Source organism: Aliiroseovarius sp., from assembly GCF_030148435.1.
GTDB lineage: Bacteria > Pseudomonadota > Alphaproteobacteria > Rhodobacterales > Rhodobacteraceae > JASBTN01.
Window position 1 is genome coordinate 91275 of record NZ_JASBTN010000079.1, and the last position, 25222, is coordinate 116496.

At 64.8% G+C, this 25222-nt stretch carries 26 protein-coding genes; 16 read left to right on the forward strand and 10 right to left on the reverse strand.

Going from position 1 to position 25222, the window contains the following annotated elements; all coding sequences use genetic code 11:
• Positions 1 to 2: 2 nt before the first annotated feature.
• The 4 genes from Q1V43_RS14205 to Q1V43_RS14220 all read right to left on the reverse strand — a co-directional run bounded on the left by Q1V43_RS14205 (position 3) and on the right by Q1V43_RS14220 (position 5940).
• Positions 3 to 389: a nuclear transport factor 2 family protein gene (locus Q1V43_RS14205; protein WP_300519287.1), complete on the reverse strand. Its 387-nt coding sequence runs from the start codon at positions 387 to 389 to the stop codon at positions 3 to 5.
• Positions 390 to 506: 117 nt separating this feature from the next.
• Positions 507 to 1577, reverse strand: a complete 1071-nt coding sequence (gene cysK / locus Q1V43_RS14210) for a cysteine synthase A (protein WP_300519290.1) — start codon at positions 1575 to 1577, stop codon at positions 507 to 509.
• 111 nt (positions 1578 to 1688) lie between these two features.
• Complete coding sequence (locus Q1V43_RS14215) at positions 1689 to 4904, reverse strand: efflux RND transporter permease subunit (RefSeq protein WP_300519293.1); 3216 nt, start codon at positions 4902 to 4904, stop codon at positions 1689 to 1691.
• On the reverse strand, positions 4897 to 5940 hold the full coding sequence (locus Q1V43_RS14220; protein WP_300519296.1) for an efflux RND transporter periplasmic adaptor subunit: 1044 nt from the start codon (positions 5938 to 5940) through the stop codon (positions 4897 to 4899). Before Q1V43_RS14220 ends, Q1V43_RS14215 begins: the two co-directional genes overlap by 8 nt.
• 305 nt (positions 5941 to 6245) lie before the next feature.
• On the opposite strand from Q1V43_RS14220, the gene Q1V43_RS14225 reads away from it, so the two are divergent.
• Together Q1V43_RS14225 and Q1V43_RS14230 are read left to right on the forward strand one after the other, a co-directional pair.
• Positions 6246 to 7133: a peptidoglycan-binding protein gene (locus Q1V43_RS14225; protein ID WP_300519299.1), complete on the forward strand. Its 888-nt coding sequence runs from the start codon at positions 6246 to 6248 to the stop codon at positions 7131 to 7133.
• Positions 7058 to 7795, forward strand: a complete 738-nt coding sequence (locus tag Q1V43_RS14230) for a hypothetical protein (protein ID WP_300519301.1) — start codon at positions 7058 to 7060, stop codon at positions 7793 to 7795. The genes Q1V43_RS14225 and Q1V43_RS14230 overlap by 76 nt, the downstream gene beginning before the upstream one ends.
• A gap of 94 nt (positions 7796 to 7889) precedes the next feature.
• Here Q1V43_RS14230 and Q1V43_RS14235 read toward each other — a convergent pair whose 3' ends face one another.
• From Q1V43_RS14235 to Q1V43_RS14245, 3 genes are read right to left on the reverse strand one after another with little or no spacing between them, the layout of a single operon-like run.
• On the reverse strand, positions 7890 to 8837 hold the full coding sequence (locus Q1V43_RS14235; RefSeq protein ID WP_300519303.1) for a Gfo/Idh/MocA family oxidoreductase: 948 nt from the start codon (positions 8835 to 8837) through the stop codon (positions 7890 to 7892).
• On the reverse strand, positions 8834 to 9724 hold the full coding sequence (locus Q1V43_RS14240) for an NAD(P)-dependent oxidoreductase (RefSeq protein WP_300519306.1): 891 nt from the start codon (positions 9722 to 9724) through the stop codon (positions 8834 to 8836). The genes Q1V43_RS14235 and Q1V43_RS14240 overlap by 4 nt, the downstream gene beginning before the upstream one ends.
• Before the next feature lie 37 nt (positions 9725 to 9761).
• On the reverse strand, positions 9762 to 11018 hold the full coding sequence (locus tag Q1V43_RS14245; protein ID WP_300519309.1) for a LysR family transcriptional regulator: 1257 nt from the start codon (positions 11016 to 11018) through the stop codon (positions 9762 to 9764).
• 139 nt (positions 11019 to 11157) lie between these two features.
• Here Q1V43_RS14245 and Q1V43_RS14250 point away from each other — a divergent pair, with 139 nt between their 5' ends.
• From Q1V43_RS14250 to Q1V43_RS14275, 6 genes are all read left to right on the forward strand, one after another.
• Entirely contained in the window at positions 11158 to 11895 is a 738-nt protein-coding gene (locus Q1V43_RS14250; RefSeq protein WP_300519312.1) for a PIG-L deacetylase family protein, read from the forward strand.
• Positions 11892 to 12584: a 4-carboxy-4-hydroxy-2-oxoadipate aldolase/oxaloacetate decarboxylase gene (ligK, locus tag Q1V43_RS14255; RefSeq protein WP_300519315.1), complete on the forward strand. Its 693-nt coding sequence runs from the start codon at positions 11892 to 11894 to the stop codon at positions 12582 to 12584. Before Q1V43_RS14250 ends, ligK begins: the two co-directional genes overlap by 4 nt.
• A gap of 164 nt (positions 12585 to 12748) precedes the next feature.
• Positions 12749 to 13771, forward strand: a complete 1023-nt coding sequence (locus Q1V43_RS14260) for a 4-oxalomesaconate tautomerase (RefSeq protein WP_300519518.1) — start codon at positions 12749 to 12751, stop codon at positions 13769 to 13771.
• Positions 13768 to 14655: an amidohydrolase family protein gene (locus tag Q1V43_RS14265; protein ID WP_300519318.1), complete on the forward strand. Its 888-nt coding sequence runs from the start codon at positions 13768 to 13770 to the stop codon at positions 14653 to 14655. The genes Q1V43_RS14260 and Q1V43_RS14265 overlap by 4 nt, the downstream gene beginning before the upstream one ends.
• A gap of 56 nt (positions 14656 to 14711) precedes the next feature.
• Entirely contained in the window at positions 14712 to 15071 is a 360-nt protein-coding gene (locus Q1V43_RS14270; RefSeq protein WP_300519321.1) for a protocatechuate 4,5-dioxygenase subunit alpha, read from the forward strand.
• 12 nt (positions 15072 to 15083) lie between these two features.
• Positions 15084 to 15929 carry a class III extradiol dioxygenase family protein gene (locus Q1V43_RS14275; RefSeq protein ID WP_300519324.1) on the forward strand — a complete coding sequence of 282 codons (846 nt, stop codon included), beginning with the start codon at positions 15084 to 15086 and terminating at the stop codon, positions 15927 to 15929.
• Positions 15930 to 16009: 80 nt separating this feature from the next.
• Here Q1V43_RS14275 and Q1V43_RS14280 read toward each other — a convergent pair whose 3' ends face one another.
• Positions 16010 to 16858: a helix-turn-helix domain-containing protein gene (locus Q1V43_RS14280; RefSeq protein WP_300519327.1), complete on the reverse strand. Its 849-nt coding sequence runs from the start codon at positions 16856 to 16858 to the stop codon at positions 16010 to 16012.
• An 88-nt stretch (positions 16859 to 16946) separates the two neighbouring features.
• On the opposite strand from Q1V43_RS14280, the gene pobA reads away from it, so the two are divergent.
• The 6 genes from pobA (at position 16947) to Q1V43_RS14310 (ending at position 20756) form a co-directional block, all read left to right on the forward strand.
• Entirely contained in the window at positions 16947 to 18119 is a 1173-nt protein-coding gene (pobA, locus tag Q1V43_RS14285) for a 4-hydroxybenzoate 3-monooxygenase (RefSeq protein ID WP_300519330.1), read from the forward strand.
• Positions 18120 to 18197: 78 nt separating this feature from the next.
• Positions 18198 to 18605 carry a universal stress protein gene (locus Q1V43_RS14290; protein WP_300519333.1) on the forward strand — a complete coding sequence of 136 codons (408 nt, stop codon included), beginning with the start codon at positions 18198 to 18200 and terminating at the stop codon, positions 18603 to 18605.
• Between the two features lie 89 nt (positions 18606 to 18694).
• Positions 18695 to 19060: a zf-TFIIB domain-containing protein gene (locus Q1V43_RS14295; protein ID WP_300519336.1), complete on the forward strand. Its 366-nt coding sequence runs from the start codon at positions 18695 to 18697 to the stop codon at positions 19058 to 19060.
• 84 nt (positions 19061 to 19144) lie between these two features.
• A complete protein-coding gene (locus tag Q1V43_RS14300) occupies positions 19145 to 19468 on the forward strand; it encodes an antibiotic biosynthesis monooxygenase family protein (RefSeq protein ID WP_300519339.1) in 324 nt (107 codons plus the stop codon).
• Positions 19465 to 20280 (forward strand): TIM barrel protein, encoded by an 816-nt coding sequence (locus Q1V43_RS14305; RefSeq protein WP_300519342.1) that lies wholly within the window; start codon positions 19465 to 19467, stop codon positions 20278 to 20280. The genes Q1V43_RS14300 and Q1V43_RS14305 overlap by 4 nt, the downstream gene beginning before the upstream one ends.
• Positions 20281 to 20363: 83 nt before the next feature.
• On the forward strand, positions 20364 to 20756 hold the full coding sequence (locus Q1V43_RS14310; protein ID WP_300519345.1) for a hypothetical protein: 393 nt from the start codon (positions 20364 to 20366) through the stop codon (positions 20754 to 20756).
• Here Q1V43_RS14310 and Q1V43_RS14315 read toward each other — a convergent pair.
• Complete coding sequence (locus Q1V43_RS14315) at positions 20747 to 21223, reverse strand: YdcF family protein (RefSeq protein WP_300519348.1); 477 nt, start codon at positions 21221 to 21223, stop codon at positions 20747 to 20749. The genes Q1V43_RS14310 and Q1V43_RS14315 overlap by 10 nt on opposite strands.
• Before the next feature lie 285 nt (positions 21224 to 21508).
• Positions 21509 to 23668: an excinuclease ABC subunit UvrB gene (gene uvrB, locus Q1V43_RS14320; protein ID WP_300519351.1), complete on the reverse strand. Its 2160-nt coding sequence runs from the start codon at positions 23666 to 23668 to the stop codon at positions 21509 to 21511.
• 100 nt (positions 23669 to 23768) lie between these two features.
• On the opposite strand from uvrB, the gene Q1V43_RS14325 reads away from it, so the two are divergent.
• On the forward strand, positions 23769 to 24596 hold the full coding sequence (locus Q1V43_RS14325; protein ID WP_300519353.1) for an alpha/beta hydrolase: 828 nt from the start codon (positions 23769 to 23771) through the stop codon (positions 24594 to 24596).
• A gap of 57 nt (positions 24597 to 24653) precedes the next feature.
• Positions 24654 to 25115: a GNAT family N-acetyltransferase gene (locus Q1V43_RS14330; RefSeq protein WP_300519355.1), complete on the forward strand. Its 462-nt coding sequence runs from the start codon at positions 24654 to 24656 to the stop codon at positions 25113 to 25115.
• Positions 25116 to 25222 lie beyond the last annotated feature (107 nt).

Sequence of the window (25222 nt, forward strand, 5' to 3'; positions counted from 1 at the left end):
TCTCAGAACATCCCGTTGTCATGTGCGCTTTCCGTCGGGATCACCTGCAACACGTCCCAGTGTTCGACCACCTTGCCGTTCGCATCGAAGCGGAAAATGTCGATACCCGCGTAGTCGTCGCTGCCCGGCCATGTCTGGTGGCAATGGAGCACGACCAGATCGCCCTCCGCCACGCTGCGCACAAAGCGGACCTGCTTGCCGGGGTATTCCGCCGCCATCCGTTCGAAATAGGCGATGAAGGCCGCCTTGCCGTCCCCCACATGCGGGTTGTGCTGGATATAGACATCCCCGGCATATTGTTCGATCGCGCCGCTCGGATCGCACTGGTTGAACATGAGGTCGTAGAAGGCCATGGCATTGGCCTTGTTGGTTTCGGTCTGGTGGGTCATGGGTGCCTTTCTTGTCCTGCGTGGAGGTTTCGCGAAGCCAAGGGCAAATCGCGGGTCTGAAAGAAAACCGGCCGCAACGGGGATTGCGGCCGGCCGGAATATCGTTTCCCGACCCCCTCAGCCCATCTGCGCGGTGGGCGTGGATTTGGAAATCGCGAGTTCCTCGTCATCCATGCCTTCCGGGATGCCCTCGAACAGCGGGGTCGACAGATAACGCTCGCCGGTATCGGGCAGCATGACAAGGATGTTTGATCCTTCGGGCGCATCCCTGGCAACCTCCATCGCCGCGGCAAAGGTGGCCCCGGCCGAGATGCCGACGAATATGCCTTCCTCGGCTGCCAGGCGTCGCGACCAGGCGATGCCGTCCGGGCCGGGGATCTTCAGCAGGCTGTCATAGCCGCCCTTGTCGATCGCCTCCTGCAGCACGAAAGGAATGAAGTCTGGCGTCCAGCCCTGGATCGGGTGCGGCTCGAACTCCGGGTGGCTTTCGGTCGGCTGGTTGGAGTCGTTACGCGCATTGGTATAGCCCGAGGACACGATCGCCGCATTGGCCGGTTCGGCCAGGATGATCCTGGTCTCCGGGCTGTCCCTGCGCAGCACCCGGCTGACGCCCGAAACCGTGCCGCCGGTGCCATAACCTGTCACCCAGTAGTCCAGCCGGGTATCGGCGAAATCGGCCATGATCTCGCGCGCGGTGGTGCTTTCGTGAATGTTCGCATTGTCCGGCGTTTCGAACTGGCTGGCCAGAAACCAGCCGTTGGTTTCAGCTAGTTCCTTGGCCTTGTCGTACATGCCGGTGCCCTTCAGCTCCTTCGGGGTCAGCACGACCTTGGCGCCAAGGAAACGCATCAGGCGGCGGCGTTCGACCGAGAAGCTTTCGGCCATGGTGACAACCAGAGGATAGCCCTTGGCGGCGCAGACCATGGCAAGCCCGATGCCGGTGTTGCCCGAGGTCGCCTCGATCACGGTCTGACCCGGTTTCAGCCGGCCGTCACGCTCGGCCGCTTCGATGATGTTCAGCGCCAGCCGGTCCTTGACCGACCCGGCCGGGTTGAAGGCTTCGGACTTGACGAAGACGTTCACGTGCTCCGGCGCAATGCGGTTCAGGCGGATCGTCGGGGTATTGCCCACGGTGTCGAGGATGCTGTCGAAACGGCGGCCGTGGCCGGTGGTGGTGCGGATGCTCATGGCTGTCCCCTTTTTCCCTGTTGGCGCGGTGTCAGGGCGTCAGCCTAGCCCAGCTTGCCGGGAAGGAACAGGGGGGGGGAGCGCCGCCCGGTGCGGGCGGCGCCGTGTCCTTCAGGTGCGGAACACCCGGTAGATCGCCGGGATCACCAGCACGGTCAGCAGCGTCGAACTGAGCAGCCCGAACAGAAGCGAAATCGCCAGACCCTGGAAGATCGGGTCGGCCAGGATCACCACCGCGCCGATCATTGCCGCAATGGCGGTCAGCAGGATCGGCTTGAAGCGGATGGCACCGGCCTCGATCAGGATTTCCAGCTTGTCCTTGGCCGGATCCGCATGGCGGATGAAATCGACCAGCAGGATCGAGTTCCTGACAATGATCCCCGCCAGCGCGATGAAACCGATCATCGAGGTGGCCGAGAAGGGCGCAGAAAACAGCCAGTGCCCGGCCATGATCCCGAGGAAGGTCAGCGGGATCGGTGTCAGGATCACCAGCGGCAGCTTGAAGCTGCCGAACTGCGCCACCACCAGGATGTAGATGGCCAGAAGCGCCACACCGAAGGCCGCGCCCATGTCGCGGAACGTGACCCAGGTCACTTCCCATTCGCCGTCCCAGAGCAGCGTGACCCCGGCTTCGCTTTCCGGCTGACCATTGAGGGAAATCACGGGTTTGGTGCCTTCTGCCCAGTCCATCCTGTCGATCTCCTCCTGCACGGCGAGCATGCCGTAGAGCGGCGCCTCATAGGCGCCGGCCAGCTCTGCCATCACCATTTCGGCGGCGCGGCCGTTGTGGCGGAAAATCGGGTAGGAGGCGCGCTCTTCGCTGATCTCGATCACGTCGCCCAGCTCCACCACGCCGCGTGCGCCGGGCAGGGTGTTGGCGGGGATCGGGGTCGACAGGAAACGTTCGTCCATCACCCGGTCGGCCTTGTCGAGTTCGACCGTGATCGGGATCGGATACCGCCCGCCCCCACGATGGGAATAGCCCACCGTCGAACCGCCGTTCAGGATGGCCATCGTGTTGAACACGTCCTGTTCCTGCACACCGTGAAACTCCAGCTTGTCGGTCGAGATCGTCGCGCGCAGCCGGCGCGGGGCGACGCCATAGCTGTCGTCCACATCCACCACGAAGGGCACCGCCTCGAAGGCTTTGCGGATCTGCGCGGCGGCTTCACGCCGGGTCTCGGGGTCCGGGCCATAGACCTCGGCCAGCAGGGTGGCGATGACCGGCGGGCCGGGGGGCGGCTCGACCGTTTTGAGCACCGTGCCCATGGGCACGTCGATCTGGCTGATCCGCTCGCGGATTTCCAGCGCGATGTCGTGGCTTTCGCGCTCACGGTGGTCCTTGGCGGTCAGGTTGATCTGCACATCGCCCAGCTCCGGCGTCTGGCGCAGGTAGTAATGGCGCACCAGCCCGTTGAAGTTGAAGGGCGCCGCCGCGCCCGCATGGGTCTGCACGGACACGACCTCCGGCAGCTCCAGCACCGCCGCCGCCACGTCCTGCGCCACGCGGTCGGTCATCTCGACCGAGGCGCCCTCCGGCAGGTCGAGGATCACGGCCAGCTCGGACTTGTTGTCAAACGGCAGCAGTTTCACCGTCACGTCGCGGGTATAGAGCGCGCCCAGTGAGCCGAAGCTCAGCACGACGGTGACAAGCAGGAAGGTCAGCGCGGTGGTTTTCGAGCGCAGCACGGGCCGGGCCACGGCTGCGTACATGCGCCCCAGCCGTCCGCCCTGTCCCCCGTCGTGCCCGCCGCCCTCATGCCCATGCGCGTCCGCCTTGCCCGCGATTTTCACCATCAGCCAGGGAGTGATCATGACAGCCACGAAGAAGGAAAAGATCATCGCGGCCGAGGCATTGGCCGGGATCGGCGACATGTAGGGGCCCATCAGCCCCGACACGAACAGCATCGGCAAAAGCGCCGCGACCACGGTCAGCGTGGCGACGATGGTCGGGTTGCCCACCTCGGCCACCGCGCGGATCGCCTTGGTGACGCGGTCGGCCTTGTCCTTCATCGACCAGTGGCGGTCGATGTTCTCGATCACCACGATGGCGTCATCGACCAGGATCCCGATCGAGAAGATCAGCGCGAACAGCGACACCCGGTTGAGCGTGTAGCCCATGACCCAGGCGGCAAACAGCGTCAGCAGGATGGTGACAGGGATCACCACGGCCACGACGATGCTTTCGCGCCAGCCGATGGCAAACAGCACCAGCCCGACGATCGACACGGTGGCAAGACCGAGGTGGAACAGCAGTTCGTTGGCCTTTTCGTCGGCGGTCTCGCCATAGTCGCGGGTCACTTCGACCTGCATCGTATCGGGGATCAGGCTGCCCTCCAACGCCTCGACGCGGTGCAGGATTTCCTCGGCCACGACGACCGCGTTGGCGCCCGCGCGTTTGGCGATTGCCAGCGTCACCGCCGGAGTGCGGTGGATATTGCCCTCGGCGTCGCGGGTCACGTTCGACACGATCTTGTCGGAGGTATCCGGCACGAAAGAGACATCCGCCACGTCGCGCACATAGACCGGGCGCCCGTCGCGGGTGGTGATCAGCAGGTTGGCGATCTCTGCCGGTGCGGTCAGGCTTTCGCCCGCGATCAGGGCAATCTGTTCGCCGCCATCACGGATGTATCCGGTTGAAAAGGCGCGGTTTGCCGCGCCGACCTTGCCGGCGAGCTGTTGCAGGGTCACGCCGTGCAGCGCCAGGCGTTCCGGGTCGGGGGCGATGCGGATCGCCTCGGGGCTTTCGCCGACCAGATAGGTCAGGCCGACATCGCCGATCTTGGCGACCTCCACCTGCAACTCGCGGGCAACGCGGGTCAGGTCATTGGCCGACAGGCTGTCCTCGCCGGGCTTCGGCGTCAGGGTCAGCGCGACGATGGCCACGTCGTCAATGCCGCGTCCGACGATCAGCGGCTCGCCGATCCCGACCGGAATGCGGTCCATGTTGGCGCGGATCTTCTCATGGGCGCGCAGCATGGCGGCATCCATCGAGGTGCCGACCAGATAGCGCGCCGTGACCATGGCATAGTCGTCCCGCGTGGAGGAATAGACATGGTCGATCCCGTTGATGCCCTGCACGATGGTTTCCATCGGTTCCGTCACCAGCTTGACGGCATCCTCGGCGCGCAGGCCCGGGGCCTGGATATGAATATCCACCATCGGGACCGAGATCTGCGGCTCTTCCTCGCGCGGCAGCGACACCAGCGCGACCAGGCCGACGGCAAGTGCTGCCAGGATCATCAGCGGCGTCAGGGCCGACTGGATGAAGGCTTTCGTCAGCCCCCCGGCAATCCCGAGCGGCGTGTTGTGGCTCTGATCACTCATGGTCTGACGCCCCTGCGTTCGTGGCAGGCTGGTAGTCCTGCACGATCGTGTCACCGGGTTTGAGGCCCGAGACCACCTCGATCAGGGCCTCGCCCTCGATGTCCTGCGGCTCGCCCAGCACCACGGCGCGTTCGGTGACGCGGCCGTCTTCCTCGACGGCGACGAAATCCAGCCCCATGCGGGTCAGCACCGCGTCTTCATGCACCAGCAGCGCCGCGTGTTCGCCCACGGGCAGGCGCACCAGCACACGTGCCCCGGTGAAGGCCTCGGACAGCCCTTCCACCTCGACATCGGCAGTGACACGGCCATGCTGAATCTGCGGATAGAGCTTGGCCAGCCGCCCCGTGCGCGTCGCACCGTTCTCGCCGATCAGGATTTCCGCGCCCTCGCGCAGGAACCCCGCGTGGCGTTCCGGCACCGCGAGGCGCAGGAAGAAGCCGCCACCGCCGATCATGGCCACCGGTTCACCGGGCATGATTACCGCGCCGGTTGTGACCGGCACGTCCAGCACCACACCGGAGAGCGGCGCCAGCACGGTGCCGTCGGCGGCCTGCTGTTCGATCACGGACCGTTCCGCGCGGGTCGCTTCGATCTGGTTGGTCAGCACATCCACCTGGGTGCGCAGCGCGTCCAGCCGCTGCACGGTCGAGACGCCCCGTTCCACCAGGTCCTCGCCCCGTTTCAGCTCGGCCTGGGCGTTTTCCAGCTGCGCCTGAAGCGCGGCCAACTGTGCGTCCACCGCGTTCAGCTGCAGGGTCAGCTTGCGATCCGAGATGGTGCCGATCGGCTGCCCCATCTCGACCCGATCCCCTTCCGAGATGCTCACCACGTCCAGCGTGCCCCCCAGTCGGGCCCGGGCGGGCACAAGGTCGCGCGTCTCGATCTGGCCGAACACGGCCTTCCATTCGGTCACAGTGACCTCGTGCAGTGGATGGGTCTCGTCAGCCTGGGCACTCACGGCACTGACAGCGGTCAGTGCGGGGATCAGCGCGGCCAGAAGCGCGGCGTTCAGCGTGGCGGGCAGGGGGAGTCTCATGGTGTTTCTCCGGGGATTCTCTGCGGTTCATATTCGTATATCTCACTTTCCAGATATATTTCAAGACCTGTTAAAACATGGCAGCGATTTTTACGGGCGGGTCAGCAGAAAAGGGCGGCCTGCAGTCACAAGGCCTTTACCCTCAGGCGAACCATACCCCTGCCCAGATTGACAGGTTAAGGGGCGGCTGACACAATTTCTCTTATGTTTTTTGACAGTTACGAGGTGCCAAAATGACTTATGAGATCTTGAAACTTCGTTTGCCCACATCGCTTGTTGCCCTCTGAGCTTCGGTGGCCGTTGCTGTGACGGCCACAACGCCGGGCCCGGCGCGCGCGGACAAGGGCGGGCTCATTGCCGGGGCCATCGTAGCCGGCGCGATCATCTGTGCCTCCAACCCCAAGGCCTGCGGCGGCAGGGATCGTGGCAACCGCGAGGCCGCAGCTGGCGGCGGCGGCGGGGATGCGATCGCGATGAACCGGGATCAGCGGATGATGGTCCAGAGCGGGCTGCAGAACCTGGGCTTCTACACCGGGGCGATCGATGGGGCGATCGGCGCGGGCTCGCGCAATTCGATCCGCAACTACCAGACCGCCGTGGGGGCTCCGGCGACCGGTGCCCTGACCGGGGTGCAGATCAATGACCTGGTGGCGCTCTCGCCGCGTTACGTGCGCTACCCGGTGAATGACACCAACCTGTTCATGGCCGACATTGCCCCGGACCTGGACCGCGATGGCGTGGCCCGGCTACAGGCGGCGCTGAACCGGGCGGGCTATAACGCGGGGCCGGTGGATGGCGTAATGGGCGGGCGCACCGGCAACGCCATTCGCCTTTACAAGGCTGACAACGGGCTGCCGGGCAATCCGCTGCCCACGCGCCGCCTGCTGGCACATCTGCACGGGGGCGAAGCCCCGCTGCCCGCCGGGGTCGAAATGGCCGCGATGCAGCCCGAGGGCTTTGACACCCAGGGCTACCTGGCCGGGATGAACAGCTCCGGCGAAGCCGGGCTGGCCACCAGTCTGGGCGGCGGCAAGGCGGCTCAGGGCAAGGAAAGTGGTGGCGCGCCGGTCGTCGTGGCCGGGGCCACCACCAATGCGCCCGCCCCCCCGCCGTACCGATGGCGATGGACCTCGAATTCGACATTCTCGGGGCCAGGCTGGGCGCGGACAATGCCACGCTGGACCAGGTGCTGAAGGTCGAACTGGGGGCAGAGCTCCTGTCCGGTGAGGCCGGCGCCGATCTGTTCGGCGGCAATACGATCCTGGCCGCGGCGCGCCAGTGGATGCAGCCCAACTGGCACGAAGCCCCGGCCGAGCAGATCATTGCCCTGTCCGACCCGGCCCGTCCCGAGCTGGGCGCGCTGGCGCTGATCCGCCTCGTCCGGCTGCCGGCCTCGGTGGACCAGGCGCTGTTCGATCAGCATATCCTGCCCGAGATGTTGGCCTATTACGGCGAGACCGGCCGCGTGGGCGACAGCCTGAGCTGGATCGGCAACGCAATGGCCCGCACGGCAGCGGCGGAGGATGCGGCGGTGCTGGACGCCTGTGGCAACCTCGAAGTGGCGTCGGTGCCCGAGGTGGGAACCGCCATTGACGGTCTGTGGAGCCGGGGGGGGCGGGGTTGCTCTGGACACCGCAAGCCTCGGCAGCGTGTCCAAACCCTGTGGCACCGTGGTCCGGGTCTCGTTCCAGCCCGGTCTGCTGACCATCGGGCTGTGGAACTCGGATGTTCTGGCCGGTCCCGCCGCGGTTCCGGTGATCAAGTTCTGAGCCCGGCGCAGCGTCGCGAACCCGACAGGTTGCGTCCCCCGGGTCGCGCCGTGTTCCCGGCCGGTCGGCCCTGGGCGACCGGGTGACGAATTGCCTTTGATGGCGCTTGGCTCGCCGCGCCGGAGGCGCTGTTCGACGCCGTATCCGGCCTTGGCCCCGACGATCTGGTGGCGGCGCAGCTCAGCTCGAAAAACTCTTTTCAACCCGGTCCAGCGTTTCCATCGCGTGGATCACGTCGGTGACGCAGCCGTTCGGCTTGCGGCCTTCCCGGATGGCCGAGACGAACTCGCGGTCGATCAGCTCGATCCCATTGTTTGACACGGCCACGTCCGACAGGTCGATCTGGTTGTCATACCCGTCATAGAGATCGTCATAGCGGGCCACATAGGTGCCCTGATCGCAGATATACCGGAAATAGGTGCCCAACGGCCCGTCATTGTTGAAGGACAGCGACAGGGTGCAGATCGCGCCGGAGGGCACTTTCATGCCGATCGTCATGTCCATCGCGATGCCCAGGTCGGGATGGGCCGGGCCTTGCAGCCCGAAAACCTCGCTGGCCGTCTCGCCGGTCTGGTACTGGAACAGGTCGACCGTGTGGCAGGCGTGGTGCCACAGCAGGTGATCGGTCCAGCTGCGCGGCTCGCCCTTGGCATTGGTGTTGCTGCGGCGGAAGAAATAGGTCTGCACGTCCATCTGCTGGATGGTCAGTTCGCCCGCGTCGATCCTGTTCTTGATCCACTGGTGCGAGGGGTTGAAGCGGCGCACCTGGCCGGCCATGCAGGTCAGACCGGTTTCCTGCGCCTTGTCCACAACGCGCTGGCTGTCCTCAAGGCTGTCGGCCATCGGAATCTCGATCAGCACGTGTTTTCCGGCCTCCATGCAGGCAATCGCCTGGTCGGCATGCATCTGCGTGGGGGTGGACAGGATCACCGCGTCCACGTCGTCGCGCGCGATGCATTCCCCCAGCGTGGTGCCCGCGTGGCCCACACCGCGTTCGGCGGCGAAAGCCTCGATCTTGTCCCTGGTCGGGCCCATGACCGAGGTGACAGTAACCCCCTCGATTTGCGCCAGCGCGTCCATGTGTTTCATCCCGAAGGCGCCATAGGCGCCGGCAACGCAGATCCTCATTGGGTTTTCCTTTCCTCAAGTGCGGCCAGGACCGCATCGGCCCGGGTGCAGAAATCCTTGTCTGCGGAGGGCAGCCCCAGCGCGCCCACCGCCTCCTGCCAGGCCGTGGTGGCCCGGCTCATGCCATTGTCCAGTCCCAGCGCGGCCACGGTCGCGGCCACTTCGCGCATCTCGGCCGCGCGGCGGGTGCCATGGGTTGTGACACGTTCCAGGTTGTACGCCGCCTTCGCCGCCCAGTCCCAGCCCGGGTGCGAGGCATCGAGCGAGGCGATCACCTGAGCCTCCACCCCGGCCTTGCGCGCCGCCAGAAGGCTTTCGAGGCAGAGCGCCTCGATCCCCTTCACCATGACCGAGCGCAGCATCTTCACCGCGCTGGCCTGGCCGACTTCGTCGCCCACGATGGCCGGCTGCATGCCGAGCGACAGACAGAGCGCCTTTGCCGCTTCCGCATGCGGTCCGGCCAGCAACACCGGCACCCGGTGCAGGCGCGGATGCACCGGTGCCATGATGGCCATGTCCACATAGCGCCCGCCTGCGGCCCCGATCACCTCGGCCGCCGCCCGTTTCGTCTCCGGCGCGCAGGAATTGCCGTCCAGATACAGCGTGCCGTCGGTAATGTGGCGGGCCTGCGTGGCCGCCGCAGCACCCGCCTGATCCGCCGTGACCAGCGACACGAGGTTCAGACCTCCGAGCCCCTCGGGCCCATCACAGCCCGCAACCTGTGCGCCCGCGTAATCGGCGCGTTTGCCCGCAGCGTCGGGGCCCTTGGTCTTGATGTCGAAAGCGTGGATCTCCAGCCCCGGCGCGTTCCGGCGCCAGCCCCGTGCAAAGGCCTGGCTCGCTTCGCCGAAGCCGATCAATCCAATCCGGGCGGGTGCATCTGTCATGTCCCCTTCCTAAGGGCGGGCGCGGGGAGGGGGAAATTCATTGCCCTTCGGCGGTATTCGTTTTCTCTATAGCACCCGTGGCGGCCTCGCGGATCAGATCGAGGAACCGGGCCTGGGTTGGCGTCGGTTTCCAGCCCTGCCGGGTGGTCAGCCCGATCGGCCGTGTGCTGTCCGGTAGGGGGATGTCCAGCGGCACCATCTGGCCTTGATGACGCTCCACCCCGATCTGGTTCAGCGAGATGATTGTCACGTAATCGCCTCGCGCCAGCAGACCACGCACCATGACCATCGAGGAGGACACGACCCGGACCGGTGTCTCGGGCAGCTCGTCGATCTTCAACACCTGATGCAGGTAGCTTCCTGCGGGCGTGGTGATCGGTGGCGCGATCCAGGGGTATCCCAGCGTGTCCTCCAGACGCACACCCTGTCGGTTCGCCAACGGGTGGCCCGGTCCGACCACCAGCGCCAGCGGATCGTCGAACAACGCCTCCTGCACCACGTCCTCGGTGGGCGCCGGATCGCGCAGCGCGCCGATCAGCAGGTCCAGGTCGCCGTGACGCAATCCTTTCAGAAGCTCGCCATAGGGCCCGTCCACATTGCGAAGCTGCACCCCCGCGCGCTCCTGCAACAGCCGGTGCATGGCATCCGGCAGGATCGCCGCGCGTGACAGCGGCATCGAGCCCACCGCGATCCGCGTGCTGTCGCGCCCCTTCAGCGCGGCAAGCTCGGCTTCGCCCTGCCGCAGCTCCGCCCCTGCCAGTTTCACCGCCCGCGCCAGCACCTCGCCCGGTTCGGTCAGTTCGATCCCGCCCCGGCGCGGCGCGAACAGCGAGATGCCCGCGAGTTTCTCCAGGTCGCGGGCGGCGCGGTGTATCGAGGGCTGGCTGATCCCCGCCGCCCGGGCGGCCAGGCTGATACTGCCCGCATCCCCCACCGCCACCAGCGCGCGCAGCTGCGCCGCCGTCACACGGGCATGGAAACCGGGATCGGGCCGCGCGCCCTCCAGCGCGCCTTTCCGCCCGGCCAGGCGCACCGCCTGTTCGGCGCCCTCCTCCAGAAGGGCGAACAGCGCCCTGATCCGCGCCGCGAAAAGCGCGCCGGTATCGGTCAGGAACATGCCTTCGGGGCGGCGGTCGAACAGCACCGTGTCCAGGCTGCGCTCCATCCCGGCGATGGCCTGGGTCACGGCGGGCTGAGACAGGTGCACCGCTTCGGCCCCCGCGCTGATCCCGCGCAGCCGCGCGGTTTCCCTGAAGGCTTTCAGGTGGCGTATGTTTGGCAAATCCACTGTCATGTCAGCGCCTTGTGATCCCGGAGGGGCAATCTGCCCAGCCTCTTATAGGCATAACTTATACCATCCCACGGGGATTGAAATGGCCCTGCGCGGGGGGCGGGCCTATGGTCGGGACAACGAGTTGAAGAGGCCACGCACCATGACCGACAAGAAAACCGCCCTCGTCATTTCCGCTCATGCCGCCGATTTCGTCTGGCGCGCCGGCGGTGCCATCGCGCTGCATCAGGAGCTGGGCTATGACGTCACCGTCGCCTGCCTGAGTTTCGGCGAGCGCGGTGAAAGCGCCAAGCTGTGGAAGCAGGACGGCATGACGATCGAACGCGTCAAGGAGGCCCGCCGCGAGGAGGCCCAGGCCGCCGCCGATGCGCTGGGCGTGCGTGACATCCGCTTCCTCGACCTCGGTGACTACCCGCTGCGTCTGGACCGCGAGGCGCAGGACCGGGTGGTCGACATCATCCGCGAGGTGCAGCCGAAATGGATGATGAGCCACTCGAAATGGGACCCCTACAATACCGACCACATGAACACGACGCAGTTCGCGCTGGAATGCCGCATGATCGCCCAGGCATGGGGTCACAATCCGGGGCAAAAGGTTTTGGGCGCGCCGCAGATGTACCTGTTCGAGCCGCACCAGACCGAGCAGATGGGCTGGAAGCCCGACACTTTCCTCGACATCACGCCCGTCTGGGAGAAGAAGAAGGCGGCGATCCACTGCATGCAGGGGCAGGAGCACCTGTGGGAGTTCTACACCAATGTGGCACGCAACCGCGCCAACCACTTCCGCCGCAACTCCGGCGGCATGGCCGGCGGGCGCAAGGCGGAATATGCGGAAGGGTTTGAAAGCATCTTCCCTCAGACCGTGGATGAGCTGGCATGAGCGTGCAACCGGGAACCACCGGCCTTGTGGTCCAGAACATAGAACGCGCCGATCCGGCTGTCATCGACGGGCTGGCCGCGCTGGGCGTCGCCACCGTGCACGAAGCACAGGGCCGCAAGGGGCTCTTGGCCGATTACATGCGCCCGATCTATGCGGGCGCCCGGGTGGCCGGGTCCGCCGTGACCATCCTCGCGCCACCCTGCGACAACTGGATGATCCATGTGGCGATCGAACAGCTTCAGCCCGGGGATATCATGGTACTGGGCACGACGTCGCCCTCGAAGGCGGGCTATTTCGGCGACCTGCTGGCCACCTCGGCCAAGGCGCGTGGCTGCCGCGGGCTGGTGATCGACGCGGGCGTGCGCGACGTGGCCGACCTGGCCGGAATGGATTTCCCCGTCTGGTCCAGGGCGGTCTTTGCCCAGGGCACGATCAAGGAGACGCTGGGGTCGGTGAACGTGCCGGTGGTCTGCGCCGATGCATTGGTGAATCCGGGTGACATCATTGTGGCCGATGATGACGGCGTCTGCGTGGTGCGCCGCGCAGAGGCCGCCGACGTGCTGGAGAAGGGCCGGGCCCGCGAGGCGAACGAGGCCGCGAAACGCGCCCGTTTCGAAGCAGGGGAACTGGGGCTCGACATATATGACATGCGCGGGCGCCTGGAGGCGAAGGGGCTGAAATATGTCTGAGGCCTGGAGGCAAAGGGTTTCGAATTGGGCGAGCGCCCGATCCGACCAACCGGGGCCTGTGCCCCCGGACCCCGAAGAACTGGGGGCGCTGCCCCCGGACCCCCGGGATATTTGGGGAAAGATGAAAGGGGGCGGGCGTGTCTGACGGCGTGCGCTGTATGTGGATGCGGGGCGGGACCTCGAAGGGCGGGTATTTCCTGGCCGAGGACCTGCCTGCCGATGTCCGGGCTCGAGATGCTTTCCTCATGCGCATTATGGGAAGCCCGGATATGCGTCAGATCGACGGCATGGGCGGGGCGGATCCGCTGAGTTCGAAAGTGGCGGTGGTGAAACGGTCCGAACGGGTGGGCGTGGACGTGGAGTTCCTGTTCCTGCAGGTTTTCGTCGACCGGCCCCTCGTGACCGACGCCCAGAACTGCGGCAATATCCTGGCAGGCGTCGGCCCCTTCGCGATCGAGCGCGGGCTGGTGTCGGCGCGGGATGGGGAAACGCCGGTGGTGATCTACATGGAGAACACCGGCCAGGTGGCCGAGGCCATGGTGCAGACGCCGGGCGGCGTCGTGCGCTATGATGGCGCGGCGGCGATTGACGGGGTGCCGGGGCGCGCGGCGCCGGTGCCGATTGCCTTTCGCGACACGGCGGGGTCGTCCTGCGGGGCGCTTCTGCCCACCGGCAATGTGCTTGATGTGGTCGAGGGCGTCGAGGTGACAATGATCGACAACGGCATGCCTTGCGTGCTGCTGCGCGCGGCTGACATGGGGATCACCGGGGCGGAAGACCCGGCCGCGCTGGAGGCGGATGAGACCCTGCGCGCGCGGCTGGAGGAGATCCGCCTGGCCTGCGGCCACCTGATGAACCTGGGGGATGTCTCCGACATGTCCGTGCCGAAAATGACAATGATTTCAGCGCCCGGACAGGGGACGATTGCCACGCGCACCTTCATTCCGCACCGCTGCCACAAGGCGATCGGCGTGTTGGGCGCGGTCTCGGTCGCCACGGCCTGCCTGGTGCCTGGCAGCGTGGCCGAGGGGCTGGCGCAGGTGGGCGAGGGGAGGGGAGGCGCCCTGTCGGTCGAACATCCGACCGGTGAAATGACCGTGGTCGCCACGGTGGAGGCGGGCGAAGTCACCCGCGCCGCAATCCTGCGCACCGCGCGCAAACTAATGGATGGAGAGGTCTTCGCATGAGTGAGACACAGGTCATGGATCCGGACTGGCTGGCGTTCCACCCGAACCCCAAAGCGCCGGGTTTCAAGCTGCCGAAAGGGGCGGTCGACGCCCATTGCCACGTGTTTGGCCCGACGCCCGAGTTTCCCTTCGCGCCGGAACGCAAATACACGCCCTGCAATGCCGGCAAGGAGCAGCTCTTTGCCCTGCGCGACCATCTGGGCTTTGCCCGCAACGTGATCGTGCAGGCGACCTGCCATGGCCGCGACAACCGCGCCATGATGGATGCCTGCCGCGCTGCCGCAGGGCTGGCGCGCGGCATTGCCAGCGTGGGCCCCGATGTCACGGATGCAGAGCTGGCCGAGATGCACGAGGCCGGTGTGCGCGGTGTGCGGTTCAACTTCGTGCGTCGCCTGGTCGACGCCACGCCGAAAGCGGTGTTTCGGGGAATTGCCGACCGCATCGCCAAGCTCGGCTGGCACATCGTGGTCTATTTCGAAGCCGCCGACCTGGACGGGCTGGTGCCCTTCCTGGAAAGCCTTCCCACCGTGATCGTGGTTGACCACATGGGACGCCCGGATGTCACAAAAGGAACATCTCACCCGGATTTTCAGCGTTTTTTGCAGCTAATGCAGGAGAATTCGAATATCTGGTCGAAAGTCACCTGTCCCGAACGCCTGACCGCCGATGGCCCGCCTTACGACGACGTGGTGCCCTTCGCCGCCGAGGTGGTGACGCGCTTCCCGGACCGTGTACTCTGGGGTACGGACTGGCCGCACCCGAACATGAAATCGCACATGCCCGATGACGGGGCGCTGGTGGATTTCATTCCGAGAATAGCACCTGACCCTGAGCATCAGCAGAAGCTTCTGGTCGACAATCCGATGCGCCTTTACTGGGCGTAAGCGCCTGCGCGCGCCGGTGAGGGCCGGAGCGCAGGCAAGATACGAGGAGGAAACCGATGCACGACATGCCCGGTCACGACTACCATATCGACATTCCCGGAACGACCATCTTTGACGGCAGACAGGCGATGAAGGGCTATGCGCTGAACAAGATGTGCTATTCCTTCAACAAGGCGGTGAACCGCGATGCCTTCAAGGAGGATCCCGAAGCCTACATGGAGAAATTTGGGCTGAACGACGCGCAGAAAGACGCGATCCGGTCCACCAATATCCTGGCCATGATCGAAGAGGGCGGCAACATCTACTACCTGGCGAAACTGGCCGGCATCTTCAAGCTGTCGGTGCAGGATGTGGGCGGGATGCAGACCGGCATGACGACCGAGGAATTCAAGGAATACCTGCTCAGCCAGGCGTAAGGAGAATGACCAATGGCCAAGATTCTCGGTGGTATCACCACGTCGCACATCCCCGCCGTGGGCAACGCGATTCAGAACGAGCTCTATGACGACCCCTATTGGAAACCGTTTTTCGACGGCTATCCGAAGGTCCATGAGTGGGTGAAGAACAACAAGCCCGACTATGTGATCAATATCTACAACGACCACGGGCTGGGGTTCTTCCTGGACCAGATGCCGACCTTTGCGATCGGTGCGGCCCATGAATACAGGAACGAGGACGAAGGCTGGGGCCTGCCCGAACTGCCGCCCTTTCCCGGCGCGCCCGAGCTGAGCTGGCACATCATCGAAAGCATGGTGGCGGATGAGTTCGACATTACCTCCTGCCAGGAACTGCCGGTCGATCACGGTTTCGTCGTGCCGATGCAGCTGTTCTGGCCCGGCGCGCCGAACAATCCGGACATGCCGCGCGCGGTTCCGGTCTCGGCCAATACCGTGCAGCACCCGATCCCGACCCTGAAACGGGCGCTGGATTTTGGCAAGGCACTGGGCCGCGCGATCGAGAGCTTCCCCGAGGAGGCCAAGGTCGTGGTTCTGGGCACCGGAGGGCTGTCGCACCAGTTGGAGGGCAAACGCGCCGGTTTCATCAACCGCGAGTTCGACGAATATTGCCTGAACAACATCGCCCACAATCCCGAAGAGCTGACCAAGATCTCCCGGATGGAGCTGGTCGAGAAGGCCGGGGCCCAGGGCACCGAGTTCCTGATGTGGATGATGATGCGTGGCGCGCTGGGGGACAATGTCACCGAGCTGACCCGCAACTACCATATCCCAATCTCGAACACCGGCGCCGGGACGCTGCTGCTGGAATGTGCCTGAGCGGGGATTAACGGCGTTCAACCTGCCCTGTTCGGCGCGTTAAACAGTTTAAACAAGGGCGGTAGGGCGCGTTAAACTCTTTAACCTTTCGCCTCCAGCGCCCGGCGGAAGTCGCGCGGGCTCTGTCCCGTGGCCCGTGCAAAGACCCGGCTGAAATAGGCCGGGTCATTGTATCCCATCTGGTAGGCGACCTCTTGAATCGACAGGTTCGAAAAGGCCAAGTTCCGGCGAGCCTCGCGGATGACCCGTTCCTCGATCGCCGCCGAGGCCGGCCGCCCGGTCGCCACCCGCATCACCCGGCTCAGATGGGTGGGGGTGACGGCCAGATCGCGGGCATAGTCCGCCACGCGCCAATGATCCCTGTAGTGGGTCTCGATCAGGGCTTCGAAACGGCGTTGCAGGCGGGTGTCCGGACGCAGGCCGCCGGACTCTGCCCCGGCCATCTCCCGGGCGACCAATCCCAGCAGCAGGGTCGACAGGCTGCGCAGGATATGTGCCCGTGCAAAACCACGGGTCGGGTATTCGGCAAAGATGCGACGGGTCAATATCCTGATATCATTTGTTGATTTCAGAATGTCCGGGCGCGACAGCACCGGGCGCAACCCCTCGCCATCACGCAGGACCTGATCCAGCAGTTCCGACGCCAGCGTGACCACCCAGCCCTGCGTTCCGGGTTCGAACCGGAACCCGTGCACGGCACCGCGGGGCATGTTTACCAGGCTTCCTGCCGACAGGGCGCGCGGTGCCTCATCGATCAGCAGCGTGCCGCTCCCCCGCTCCAGCAGCAGAACCTGGTGCAGCCGGGCGTGGCGATGGGGTCTGAACTCCCAGTCATGCACGACCGAACGTGCTTCGATCGTTTCGCAATGTACCACGTCCGGCAGGTCGGCATCCTCGCCGAAAAGGTTGAATGTCTCGATCTGATCCATGTTCGATATGTACCAGAAGTGGCCGGAAGTATCCATTCAAATCCGTGTTGGAAAGGCGCAGGATGGGATCAAAGAGGAGAACAGCGCCATGAAAACGAAAGTCGGTATCATCGGAGGCGGCCCGTCCGGCCTCATGCTCAGTCAACTGCTTGATTTAAAAGGGATTGATAACGTCGTCCTGGAAAAACACACCCGCGACTACGTGTTGGGGCGCATCCGTGCCGGCGTGTTGGAGCACGGTTTCGCAGAGCTCATGCGCGAGGCCCGCTGCGGCGACCGCATGGACGCCGAAGGCGAGATTCACGAGGGCTTCTATATTGCTGAAAACAATGAGAAAAAACGCGTCGATCTGGCCGGGCACACCGGCGGGAACTCGGTTGTCGTCTACGGTCAGACCGAGCTGACCCGCGACCTCTATGACGCGCGCGCCAAGATGAACGGCAAGGTCATTCACGAGGCGCTGGACGTCAAACCCCATGATATCAATACGCAAAACCCCTATCTGACCTACCGGCAGGGGGATGAAACCTTCCGCATCGACTGTGATTTCATCATCGGCGCAGACGGATTCCACGGGGTCAGCCGCAAGTCGATCCCCAAGGATGTGCTCAAGGAATATGAAAAGGTCTATCCCTTTGGTTGGCTTGGAGTTTTGTCGCGCACCAAGCCGGTCTCGCCCGAGCTGATCTATGCCAAATCCGATCGCGGTTTCGCGCTCTGTTCGCTGCGTAGCCAGGTGCTCAGCCGCTATTACATCCAGGTGCCGCTGACCGACAGCACCGACGACTGGTCCGACGAGGCCTTCTGGGAGGAGCTGAGGGCACGCCTGCCCGACGATGTCGCCGATCGGCTGGAAACCGGCCCTTCGATCGAGAAATCCATTGCCCCACTCAGAAGTTTTGTCGCGGAACCAATGCGTTACGGTAACATGTTCCTGGCAGGGGATGCCGCCCATATCGTGCCGCCCACCGGCGCGCGGGGGCTGAATTCGGCGGCCAGCGACATCTACTACCTCTATCACGGGCTGGTGGATCACTACCTGAACGGGGATGACAGCGGGCTCGAAAGCTACAGCGAAAAGGCCCTGGCGCGGGTCTGGAAGGCGCAGCGATTCAGCTGGTGGATGACCTCGCTGCTGCACAGGTTCCCGGATGCGATCCCTTACGATGACAAGCTGCAACAGACTGATCTGGAGTATCTTTTCAGCTCCGAGGCGGCAATGACATCGCTGGCGGAAAACTATGTGGGCCTGCCCTTCTGAGAACTTGACCCATGTCATGGCGGGCCCACTGCGGCCCCGTCAATATGCGTTCAAGAGAGACGCAAAAGGGGAAGACCCATGTACAAGAATATCCTGGTCGCCGTCGCCCTGGACCATGACCGCGATTCGAACGAGGCTCTGAACATCGCCAAGGCGTTGGGCGAGGCGGATGCGAAGATCACTGCCCTTCATGTGATGGAAGAGGTGCCGTCCTACGTCGCGCAATACCTGCCCGAAGGCCAGTTGGAGAGCAACGTGCACGAGCTGGAGGCCCGGCTGAAATCCGAACTCTCCGGCCGCAACGGAATCGAGGTTGCCGTGGTCGCGGGCCATGCAGGCCACACCATTGTCGACTGGGCCGCCCATCACGACATCGACTGTATAGTTATCGCGTCGCACCGCCCCGGCCTGCAGGATTATTTCCTGGGCTCGACTGCGGCCAGGGTCGTGCGCCACGCCCCATGCGCCGTGCATGTGCACCGCTAACGAACTGGGACGGTGAAGAAAAGGCGGGCTCTTGAGGCCCGCCTTTCGCGTTCCTACATGGGGGGGAGACCAGAGGAGGAACGCGCAAGATGAAATGTCCGATCGACCAGACCGAACTGCTGATGACCGAGCGTCATGGGGTCGAGATCGACTACTGCCCGAAATGCCGCGGCGTATGGCTGGACCGGGGCGAACTGGACAAGATCATCGAAATGGCGACGCCGGAAGTGGCGCTGGCGAACCCGGATCCGGCTCCCGCGCCGGCCCCGCGCGCATCCGGTCATCCCGAACGCCGACACGAAGAGCCCCGGTATGGGGAGCGCCGGGATGATCGCCGCGGCGACCGCCATGGCGACCACCGCGACGACCGGCGCGACACCTACAAATCCGCCAAACGGTACAGGAAGAAGCGGCGCAAATCCTTTCTGGAGGACATGTTCGACTTCTTCGATTGACGGTTTGATCGATGGCCCCTCTGGCCTTTTGCCCGCAGGGTGCTAGGCTGATCCTGCGCGAGCCAAATGCCAGCGGAGGAACACATGCCCGTCATCAAGAAAGACGCTGATCTTCAGACCGTCATCACCACCTATGAAGTGACCCCCGGCACCTGTGCCGATCTGTGCGAGGAAATCCGCGTCGCCTGCAACGAGTTCATCTCGAAACAGGACGGGTTTATCGGCGCCGCCCTGCATGTGAATGACGCGCAGACACGCATCGCCTCCTACACGCAATGGCGTACGCGGGACGATTTCATGCGTGTCCTCCGGTCCGAGGAAATGCGGGTTTATCATCGCAAATTCAATACCTTGTCCAAGAATTTTGCCCCAGTTCTCTATGACGTGGTGATGGTTTCTGACGGATGAGCGACCTGCCGGTCATCGGCGCGCAGCTTTCGGTGCTGGACCTCGCCCGGCACCGGGATTGGCTTTTCGCCAAGGATCGCGACCTGGAGCTGCCCGAATTCTGCATGGGCGACATTCTGGCCCAGCCTGCACCCTTCATCGAGATGGCACAGAAGACGCTGGAGGGCTGGCACGGGCGGTTGGGCATCCACGGGCCTTTCGCCGGGTTCGAGCTTGACGTGAAGGACCGGGAAATCCGTCCCGTGGTGCAGCGCCGGATCGACCAGGCCCTGGACGTTTGCGAGGCTCTGGGGGCGGTGCAGATGGTGCTTCATTCGCCCTATGACCGTTGGGACGAATGCAACCTCGACAACACGCTGGCCGGGCGCGACAAGCGGGTCTCGGCGATCCTCGACACGCTGGAACCGGCGCTGACCCGGGCGCGGGACATCGGCGTACAGATCGTGCTGGAAAACATCAAGGATACGGACCCAGCCGACCGCATGGCGGTGGTCGCCGCCGCCGATACCGCCGCGCTGGCCCTGTCGGTGGACACGGGGCACGCGCATTGGGCGCATTGGGTGGACGGCGCGCCCCCGGCGGATCGTTTCATCTCGGCGGCCGGCAGCAGGCTGGGCCATGTGCACCTTCAGGACACCGATGGCTGGGCCGACCGGCACTGGGCGCTGGGCGAGGGCAACATCGTCTGGCCGGCCGTGTTCAAGGCCCTGGCGGGCTGTGACGCGCGGCCCCATCTGATCGTCGAGATCAATGAATTCGACAGGGTCGAGGACAGTGTCGCCCACCTGGAGGCGCTGGGACTGGCGCAGTAGGCCCGTGGTCCGCGCGCCTCTGCGTCGGATGGGTTTAGCGACCGAAAACTGCCAGGATGGCCGCAGCGATTGAGGAGGAAATAATGCATTATTTCAAAGGCATGGCAATCTCGACTGCGCTTCTGGCGGTCATTCCCACCGCCGGTCTCGCACAGGAGTTGATCGGGTCTTACGTGGCCCATATCGGGCGCGAGGATCTGTACAATTCCAGCGGCGCGCGTCTGTCTGAGCCCTGGCAGATCATTCGCCAGGATCGGGCAAACTTTCACCGTTTCGGCATCCGGCACGCAGGCGACGAGTGGGACAGTTTCTTCGGGGATATCGACAACCGCGCAGCGATGGAGCGCATGATCATGAACGGTTCCATCAACCCGGTGGCCGCGCGGGATATCGTCTCGGGCGGGGCGACGGTGGTGGTCGAGGTCTGGGGATATGGGGACACCGGCAACTCGGTGCGGGTGGATGTCTATCGCTGAGGGCGGATCAGGTACCAGGCCAGCGCCACCAGCTCGCGTAGGGACATTTTCAGCAGGCGCCAGGGGCTGCGGCCCTTGAGGCCCGGATGTGCGCCGGTCGCCCGCATTCCCAGCCGCCGCGCCACCAGATGTGCACGGGGCAGGTGGTAGAGGTCGGTGACGATCACCACCGGGCCAGTCGGGTCAGGCAGCATGGGCTGCGAAAAGGCGAGGTTCCGCGACGTGGTGGTCGAGCGGTCCTCCAGCTGGATGGCCTGCTCTGGTACGCCCAGATTGATGCAAATGTCCCGGATTGCCGCAGCCTCTGCGGGCGGATGCACACCCATGCCCCCGGAGGCAATGATCCCGCTCACCCGGCCATCAAGATAGAGCCGCGCCCCATGTTCCGCCCGCAGCCTGAGCGTGGGCGAGGGCACGCCACCCGGCCAGACCGCGGCGCCGAGGATGATGGCGGTGGGTTTGCTCATGTCGGCAAGGTAGGGGGTGCGGCTGGCGAGGGCAATCCGCTGCGGCGGTCCGCGAAGCCGCGCGGTGGAAAGTGATACCGGACGGGCCGAAGGCCCGGACAGCGCCCGCCCCGCCCCGACAAGCGGGTGCTTCTCGCCCACCCGCGTGGCGGCACTGTCCTTTTTGGAGCGTAAACCTGCAAGCGGTCAATCTGCGGAATTTGAAAAAGTTACGAGCTGTTTACGAATATCGACAATTGGCATGTGAGGGGGCATCCAATTCCGTCGAAAGTGATTCCCAGTCAGTCACCGCCTCTTCCCTCGTCCCGCCCGCTGCCCCGGTTTCCCCGCGGTACTCCGCCCCTTCGGCTCGGATGCCGCCTCCACCGCCGATTGCCGTGCCAGCGGGTCGTCGGCCACGGCCAGCTCCACCGCTTCCAGACGGTGGACTTCGTCGCGCAGGCGGGCGGCTTCTTCGAATTCCAGGTTCTCGGCCGCCTTGCGCATCTCGGCGCGCAACCCGTCGAGGTGGGCCATCAGGTTGGCGCCGACCATCGGCTTGTCGACCCTGGCGGTGACGCGGTTCATGTCGACGTCACCCTCGTAGAGCCCGGCCAGCACGTCCTCGACATTCTTCTTCACCGTTTCCGGCGTAATGCCGTGCAACTCGTTATAAGCCATCTGTTTTTCGCGCCGCCGGTTGGTCTCGGAAATCGCGCGTTCCATGGAGCCGGTAACGCGATCGGCATACATGATGACGCGCCCCTCGACATTTCGTGCGGCCCGGCCGGTGGTCTGGATCAGCGAGGTCTCGGAGCGCAGGAAGCCCTCCTTGTCGGCGTCCAGAATGGCAACGAGCCCGCATTCGGGAATGTCCAGACCTTCGCGCAGCAGGTTGATGCCGACCAGCACGTCAAACGCCCCCAGCCGCAAATCCCGAAGGATTTCAATGCGTTCGATCGTGTCGATATCCGAGTGCATATAACGCACGCGAATGCCCTGTTCGTGCAGGTATTCGGTCAGATCCTCGGCCATGCGTTTGGTCAGCGTCGTGACCAGGGTGCGCAGGCCTGTTTCGGACACCCGGCGCACCTCATCCAGCAGGTCATCGACCTGCATTTCGACCGGGCGGATTTCGATCTCGGGGTCCAGCAGGCCGGTGGGGCGGATGATCTGTTCGGCAAAGACGCCACCGGACTGTTCCAGCTCCCAGCCCGCAGGTGTGGCCGAGACAAAGACCGACTGCGGGCGCATGGCGTCCCATTCCTCGAATTTCAGCGGGCGGTTGTCCATGCAGCTGGGCAGGCGGAACCCGTGTTCGGCCAGGGTGAACTTGCGCCGGTAGTCGCCGCGATACATGCCGCCGATCTGTGGCACCGACACATGGCTTTCATCGGCAAAGACGATGGCGTTGTCGGGGATGTATTCGAACAGGGTGGGAGGCGGTTCGCCGGGCGCGCGGCCGGTGAGATAGCGCGAATAGTTCTCGATCCCGTTGCAGAACCCGCTGGCTTCGAGCATTTCCAGATCAAACCGTGTGCGCTGTTCCAGCCGCTGGGCCTCCAGCAGCTTGCCTTCGTCTTCGAGCTGTTTCAGCCGCACGGCGAGCTCTTGCCTGATGCCCTGAATGGCCTGTTTCAGGGTCGGCGTCGGCGTCACGTAATGCGAGTTCGCATAGACGCGCACCTTGTCCAGAGCGTCGGTCTTGGCCCCGGTCAGCGTGTCGAATTCGGTAATGCTTTCCAGTTCCTCGCCAAAGAAGCTCAACCGCCAGCCGCGATCTTCGAGGTGGCTGGGCCAGATTTCCAGACTGTCGCCGCGCACGCGGAACGAGCCGCGCTGGAACGCGTTGTCATTGCGTTTGTATTGCTGGGCGACCAGGTCCTTCATGACCGAGCGCTGGTCGTAGTCCTTGCCGACCTCCAGATCCTGGGTCATCGCCGTGTAGGTCTCGGGGCTACCGATGCCGTAGATGCAGGAGACCGAGGCGACGATGATCACGTCGTCCCGCTCCAGCAGCGCCCGCGTGGCCGAGTGGCGCATGCGGTCGATCTGTTCGTTGATCTGGCTTTCCTTCTCGATGAACGTGTCGGTGCGCGCCACATAGGCTTCGGGCTGGTAATAGTCGTAGTAGCTGACGAAATATTCGACCGAGTTGTCCGGAAAGAAGCCTTTCATCTCGCCATAAAGCTGGGCGGCGAGGGTCTTGTTCGGGGCCAGGATGATGGCCGGGCGCTGGGTTTCCTCGATCACCTTGGCCATGGTGAAGGTCTTGCCGGTGCCGGTCGCGCCCAAGAGCACCTGGTCCTGTTCGCCCGCGTTCACACCTGCGGCCAGTTCCGCAATCGCCGTGGGCTGGTCGCCCGCCGCCGTAAAGGGGGTGTGCATGACGAAACGCTTGCCGCCTTCCAGCTTGGGACGGGCCTGGGGCGCGGTGGTGGGCGAGGTAAGCGGGCTGTCGGTCATGACTGATTCCTTCCGGGCCTCCCTAAGATGGTCGCATTCTGGTCGCGCGCAAGGGCCTGCCGCGTGGTCATCATGGCCTGTCCTGTCAGCGGCTGTCAGCATGGCGCGCATGAAGGTCTGGGATTGGCCCGGTACGGGCGAGAAAGCGTGGTTTTACGGGGGGAACGGCTTCCCCCTGGGCTTTTATGAACCGCTGATGCGGCGGCTGGCGCGGCGGGTATCCCTGTCCGGTCTGCACAACCGCGCCTGTTGGTCGGAGGCGGGGGCGCCCGGGCGCGGGGATGGCTGGCGGCGCTACGGCGCAGACCTGGCCCATGCGATCCGGGCGCGGGGGGCGGGCGTGATCGGGATCGGCCATTCGATGGGCGCCTGTTCCATGGTGCTTGCGCAGCGGGCCGATCCTTCGCTGTTTCGCGCGCTGGTGCTGGTGGAGCCTGCCGTTGTCTCTCCCCGTGCCGTGAGAGTGGCGAAAAGGATGCCGAAATGGGCCGGGCGTTTCGTGAAACCCGTGCGCGCGGCGCGGGACCGCAGGGATCATTGGCCGGATGGGGCGCAATATCTGGCCGAGCTGCAATCCCACCCCGCCTATCGCCGTTTCGACGCGGAGGCTTGGGCGGCGGTCGCGGCCCATGGGACGGTTGCAAACGGGCAGGGGGTGCAGCTGGCCTTTCCCAAGGCCTGGGAGGCGCATAATTTCTTTCATGCCGAGGCGGTGCTGGCCGATGTTGAAACGCTCGACATCCCGGTGGCGGTGATCCGCGGGCGGCCGAGCTATTTCTTCCCGGAGCCGATGTGGCATGAACTCGCCCGGGTGCGGCCGGACTTTGTTACGCTGGAAGACCCCGCTTTCGGCCATCTTTTGCCGATCGAGGCGCCCGGATCGGCATATGATCTCATCTCTCAGGCGCTTTCCCGCCTGTCCGCTTGACCCTCTCGCGGGGCCTCCTGCAACTGGGGAAAACCGCGAAAAAAGAGGGAGAGCAGAATGGTCACGATCCGACGCGCAGAGATGAAGGACGCCCCGGCAATTGCCCGGCTGGTGGAGGCACTGTTGACGGAATTGAGCGGCGATGGGCTCGCCCCCGTGGCCCCCGTGGCCCCCGTGGCCCCCGTGGCGCGACAGCTTCTGGCCGGGCAGCAGGTGATCGGGCTGTTGGCCGAATCCGACCGGCGTGCAGTGGGCGTGATGATGCTGAACCGCTGCGCGGCGATCTACGCGGGCGGCGGCTTTGGCGAGATTTCCGAGCTTTACGTCGATCCCGCCTTTCGGTCACGCGGTGTGGCGGCCGAGCTGTTGGGTTTTGCGCGCGAAGTGGCCCGGCGCGAGGGCTGGACCCGGCTGGAAGCCGGCGCACCCGCGCAACCCGCCTGGGCACGCTCGCTGGCCTTTTTCGAACGCGAAGGTTTTGCCGAGGTCGGACCGCGTCTGCGCTGGGTGGCGGCATAGGCCCTCCCCATTTCTGGGGAGGTGCGCGGACCCTGACGGCGCGGTAAAAAACCGACACGACTGGCACGTGGTTGACCGATTGGGGTCTCCGCGCTCTTTCCGCGCCA

Excerpts from the sequence above, each read along its gene's own strand:
- Q1V43_RS14205 (WP_300519287.1), bottom strand. The coding sequence starts at position 389 with ATGACCCACCAGACCGAAACCAACAAGGCCAATGCCATGGCCTTCTAC.
- cysK (WP_300519290.1), bottom strand. The coding sequence starts at position 1,577 with ATGAGCATCCGCACCACCACCGGCCACGGCCGCCGTTTCGACAGCATC.
- Q1V43_RS14215 (WP_300519293.1), bottom strand. The coding sequence starts at position 4,904 with ATGAGTGATCAGAGCCACAACACGCCGCTCGGGATTGCCGGGGGGCTG.
- Q1V43_RS14220 (WP_300519296.1), bottom strand. The coding sequence starts at position 5,940 with ATGAGACTCCCCCTGCCCGCCACGCTGAACGCCGCGCTTCTGGCCGCG.
- Q1V43_RS14230 (WP_300519301.1), top strand. The coding sequence starts at position 7,058 with ATGGCGATGGACCTCGAATTCGACATTCTCGGGGCCAGGCTGGGCGCG.
- Q1V43_RS14235 (WP_300519303.1), bottom strand. The coding sequence starts at position 8,837 with ATGAGGATCTGCGTTGCCGGCGCCTATGGCGCCTTCGGGATGAAACAC.
- Q1V43_RS14240 (WP_300519306.1), bottom strand. The coding sequence starts at position 9,724 with ATGACAGATGCACCCGCCCGGATTGGATTGATCGGCTTCGGCGAAGCG.
- Q1V43_RS14245 (WP_300519309.1), bottom strand. The coding sequence starts at position 11,018 with ATGACAGTGGATTTGCCAAACATACGCCACCTGAAAGCCTTCAGGGAA.
- Q1V43_RS14250 (WP_300519312.1), top strand. The coding sequence starts at position 11,158 with ATGACCGACAAGAAAACCGCCCTCGTCATTTCCGCTCATGCCGCCGAT.
- ligK (WP_300519315.1), top strand. The coding sequence starts at position 11,892 with ATGAGCGTGCAACCGGGAACCACCGGCCTTGTGGTCCAGAACATAGAA.
- Q1V43_RS14260 (WP_300519518.1), top strand. The coding sequence starts at position 12,749 with ATGCGGGGCGGGACCTCGAAGGGCGGGTATTTCCTGGCCGAGGACCTG.
- Q1V43_RS14265 (WP_300519318.1), top strand. The coding sequence starts at position 13,768 with ATGAGTGAGACACAGGTCATGGATCCGGACTGGCTGGCGTTCCACCCG.
- Q1V43_RS14270 (WP_300519321.1), top strand. The coding sequence starts at position 14,712 with ATGCACGACATGCCCGGTCACGACTACCATATCGACATTCCCGGAACG.
- Q1V43_RS14275 (WP_300519324.1), top strand. The coding sequence starts at position 15,084 with ATGGCCAAGATTCTCGGTGGTATCACCACGTCGCACATCCCCGCCGTG.
- Q1V43_RS14280 (WP_300519327.1), bottom strand. The coding sequence starts at position 16,858 with ATGGATCAGATCGAGACATTCAACCTTTTCGGCGAGGATGCCGACCTG.
- pobA (WP_300519330.1), top strand. The coding sequence starts at position 16,947 with ATGAAAACGAAAGTCGGTATCATCGGAGGCGGCCCGTCCGGCCTCATG.
- Q1V43_RS14290 (WP_300519333.1), top strand. The coding sequence starts at position 18,198 with ATGTACAAGAATATCCTGGTCGCCGTCGCCCTGGACCATGACCGCGAT.
- Q1V43_RS14295 (WP_300519336.1), top strand. The coding sequence starts at position 18,695 with ATGAAATGTCCGATCGACCAGACCGAACTGCTGATGACCGAGCGTCAT.
- Q1V43_RS14300 (WP_300519339.1), top strand. The coding sequence starts at position 19,145 with ATGCCCGTCATCAAGAAAGACGCTGATCTTCAGACCGTCATCACCACC.
- Q1V43_RS14305 (WP_300519342.1), top strand. The coding sequence starts at position 19,465 with ATGAGCGACCTGCCGGTCATCGGCGCGCAGCTTTCGGTGCTGGACCTC.
- Q1V43_RS14310 (WP_300519345.1), top strand. The coding sequence starts at position 20,364 with ATGCATTATTTCAAAGGCATGGCAATCTCGACTGCGCTTCTGGCGGTC.
- Q1V43_RS14315 (WP_300519348.1), bottom strand. The coding sequence starts at position 21,223 with ATGAGCAAACCCACCGCCATCATCCTCGGCGCCGCGGTCTGGCCGGGT.
- uvrB (WP_300519351.1), bottom strand. The coding sequence starts at position 23,668 with ATGACCGACAGCCCGCTTACCTCGCCCACCACCGCGCCCCAGGCCCGT.
- Q1V43_RS14325 (WP_300519353.1), top strand. The coding sequence starts at position 23,769 with ATGGCGCGCATGAAGGTCTGGGATTGGCCCGGTACGGGCGAGAAAGCG.
- Q1V43_RS14330 (WP_300519355.1), top strand. The coding sequence starts at position 24,654 with ATGGTCACGATCCGACGCGCAGAGATGAAGGACGCCCCGGCAATTGCC.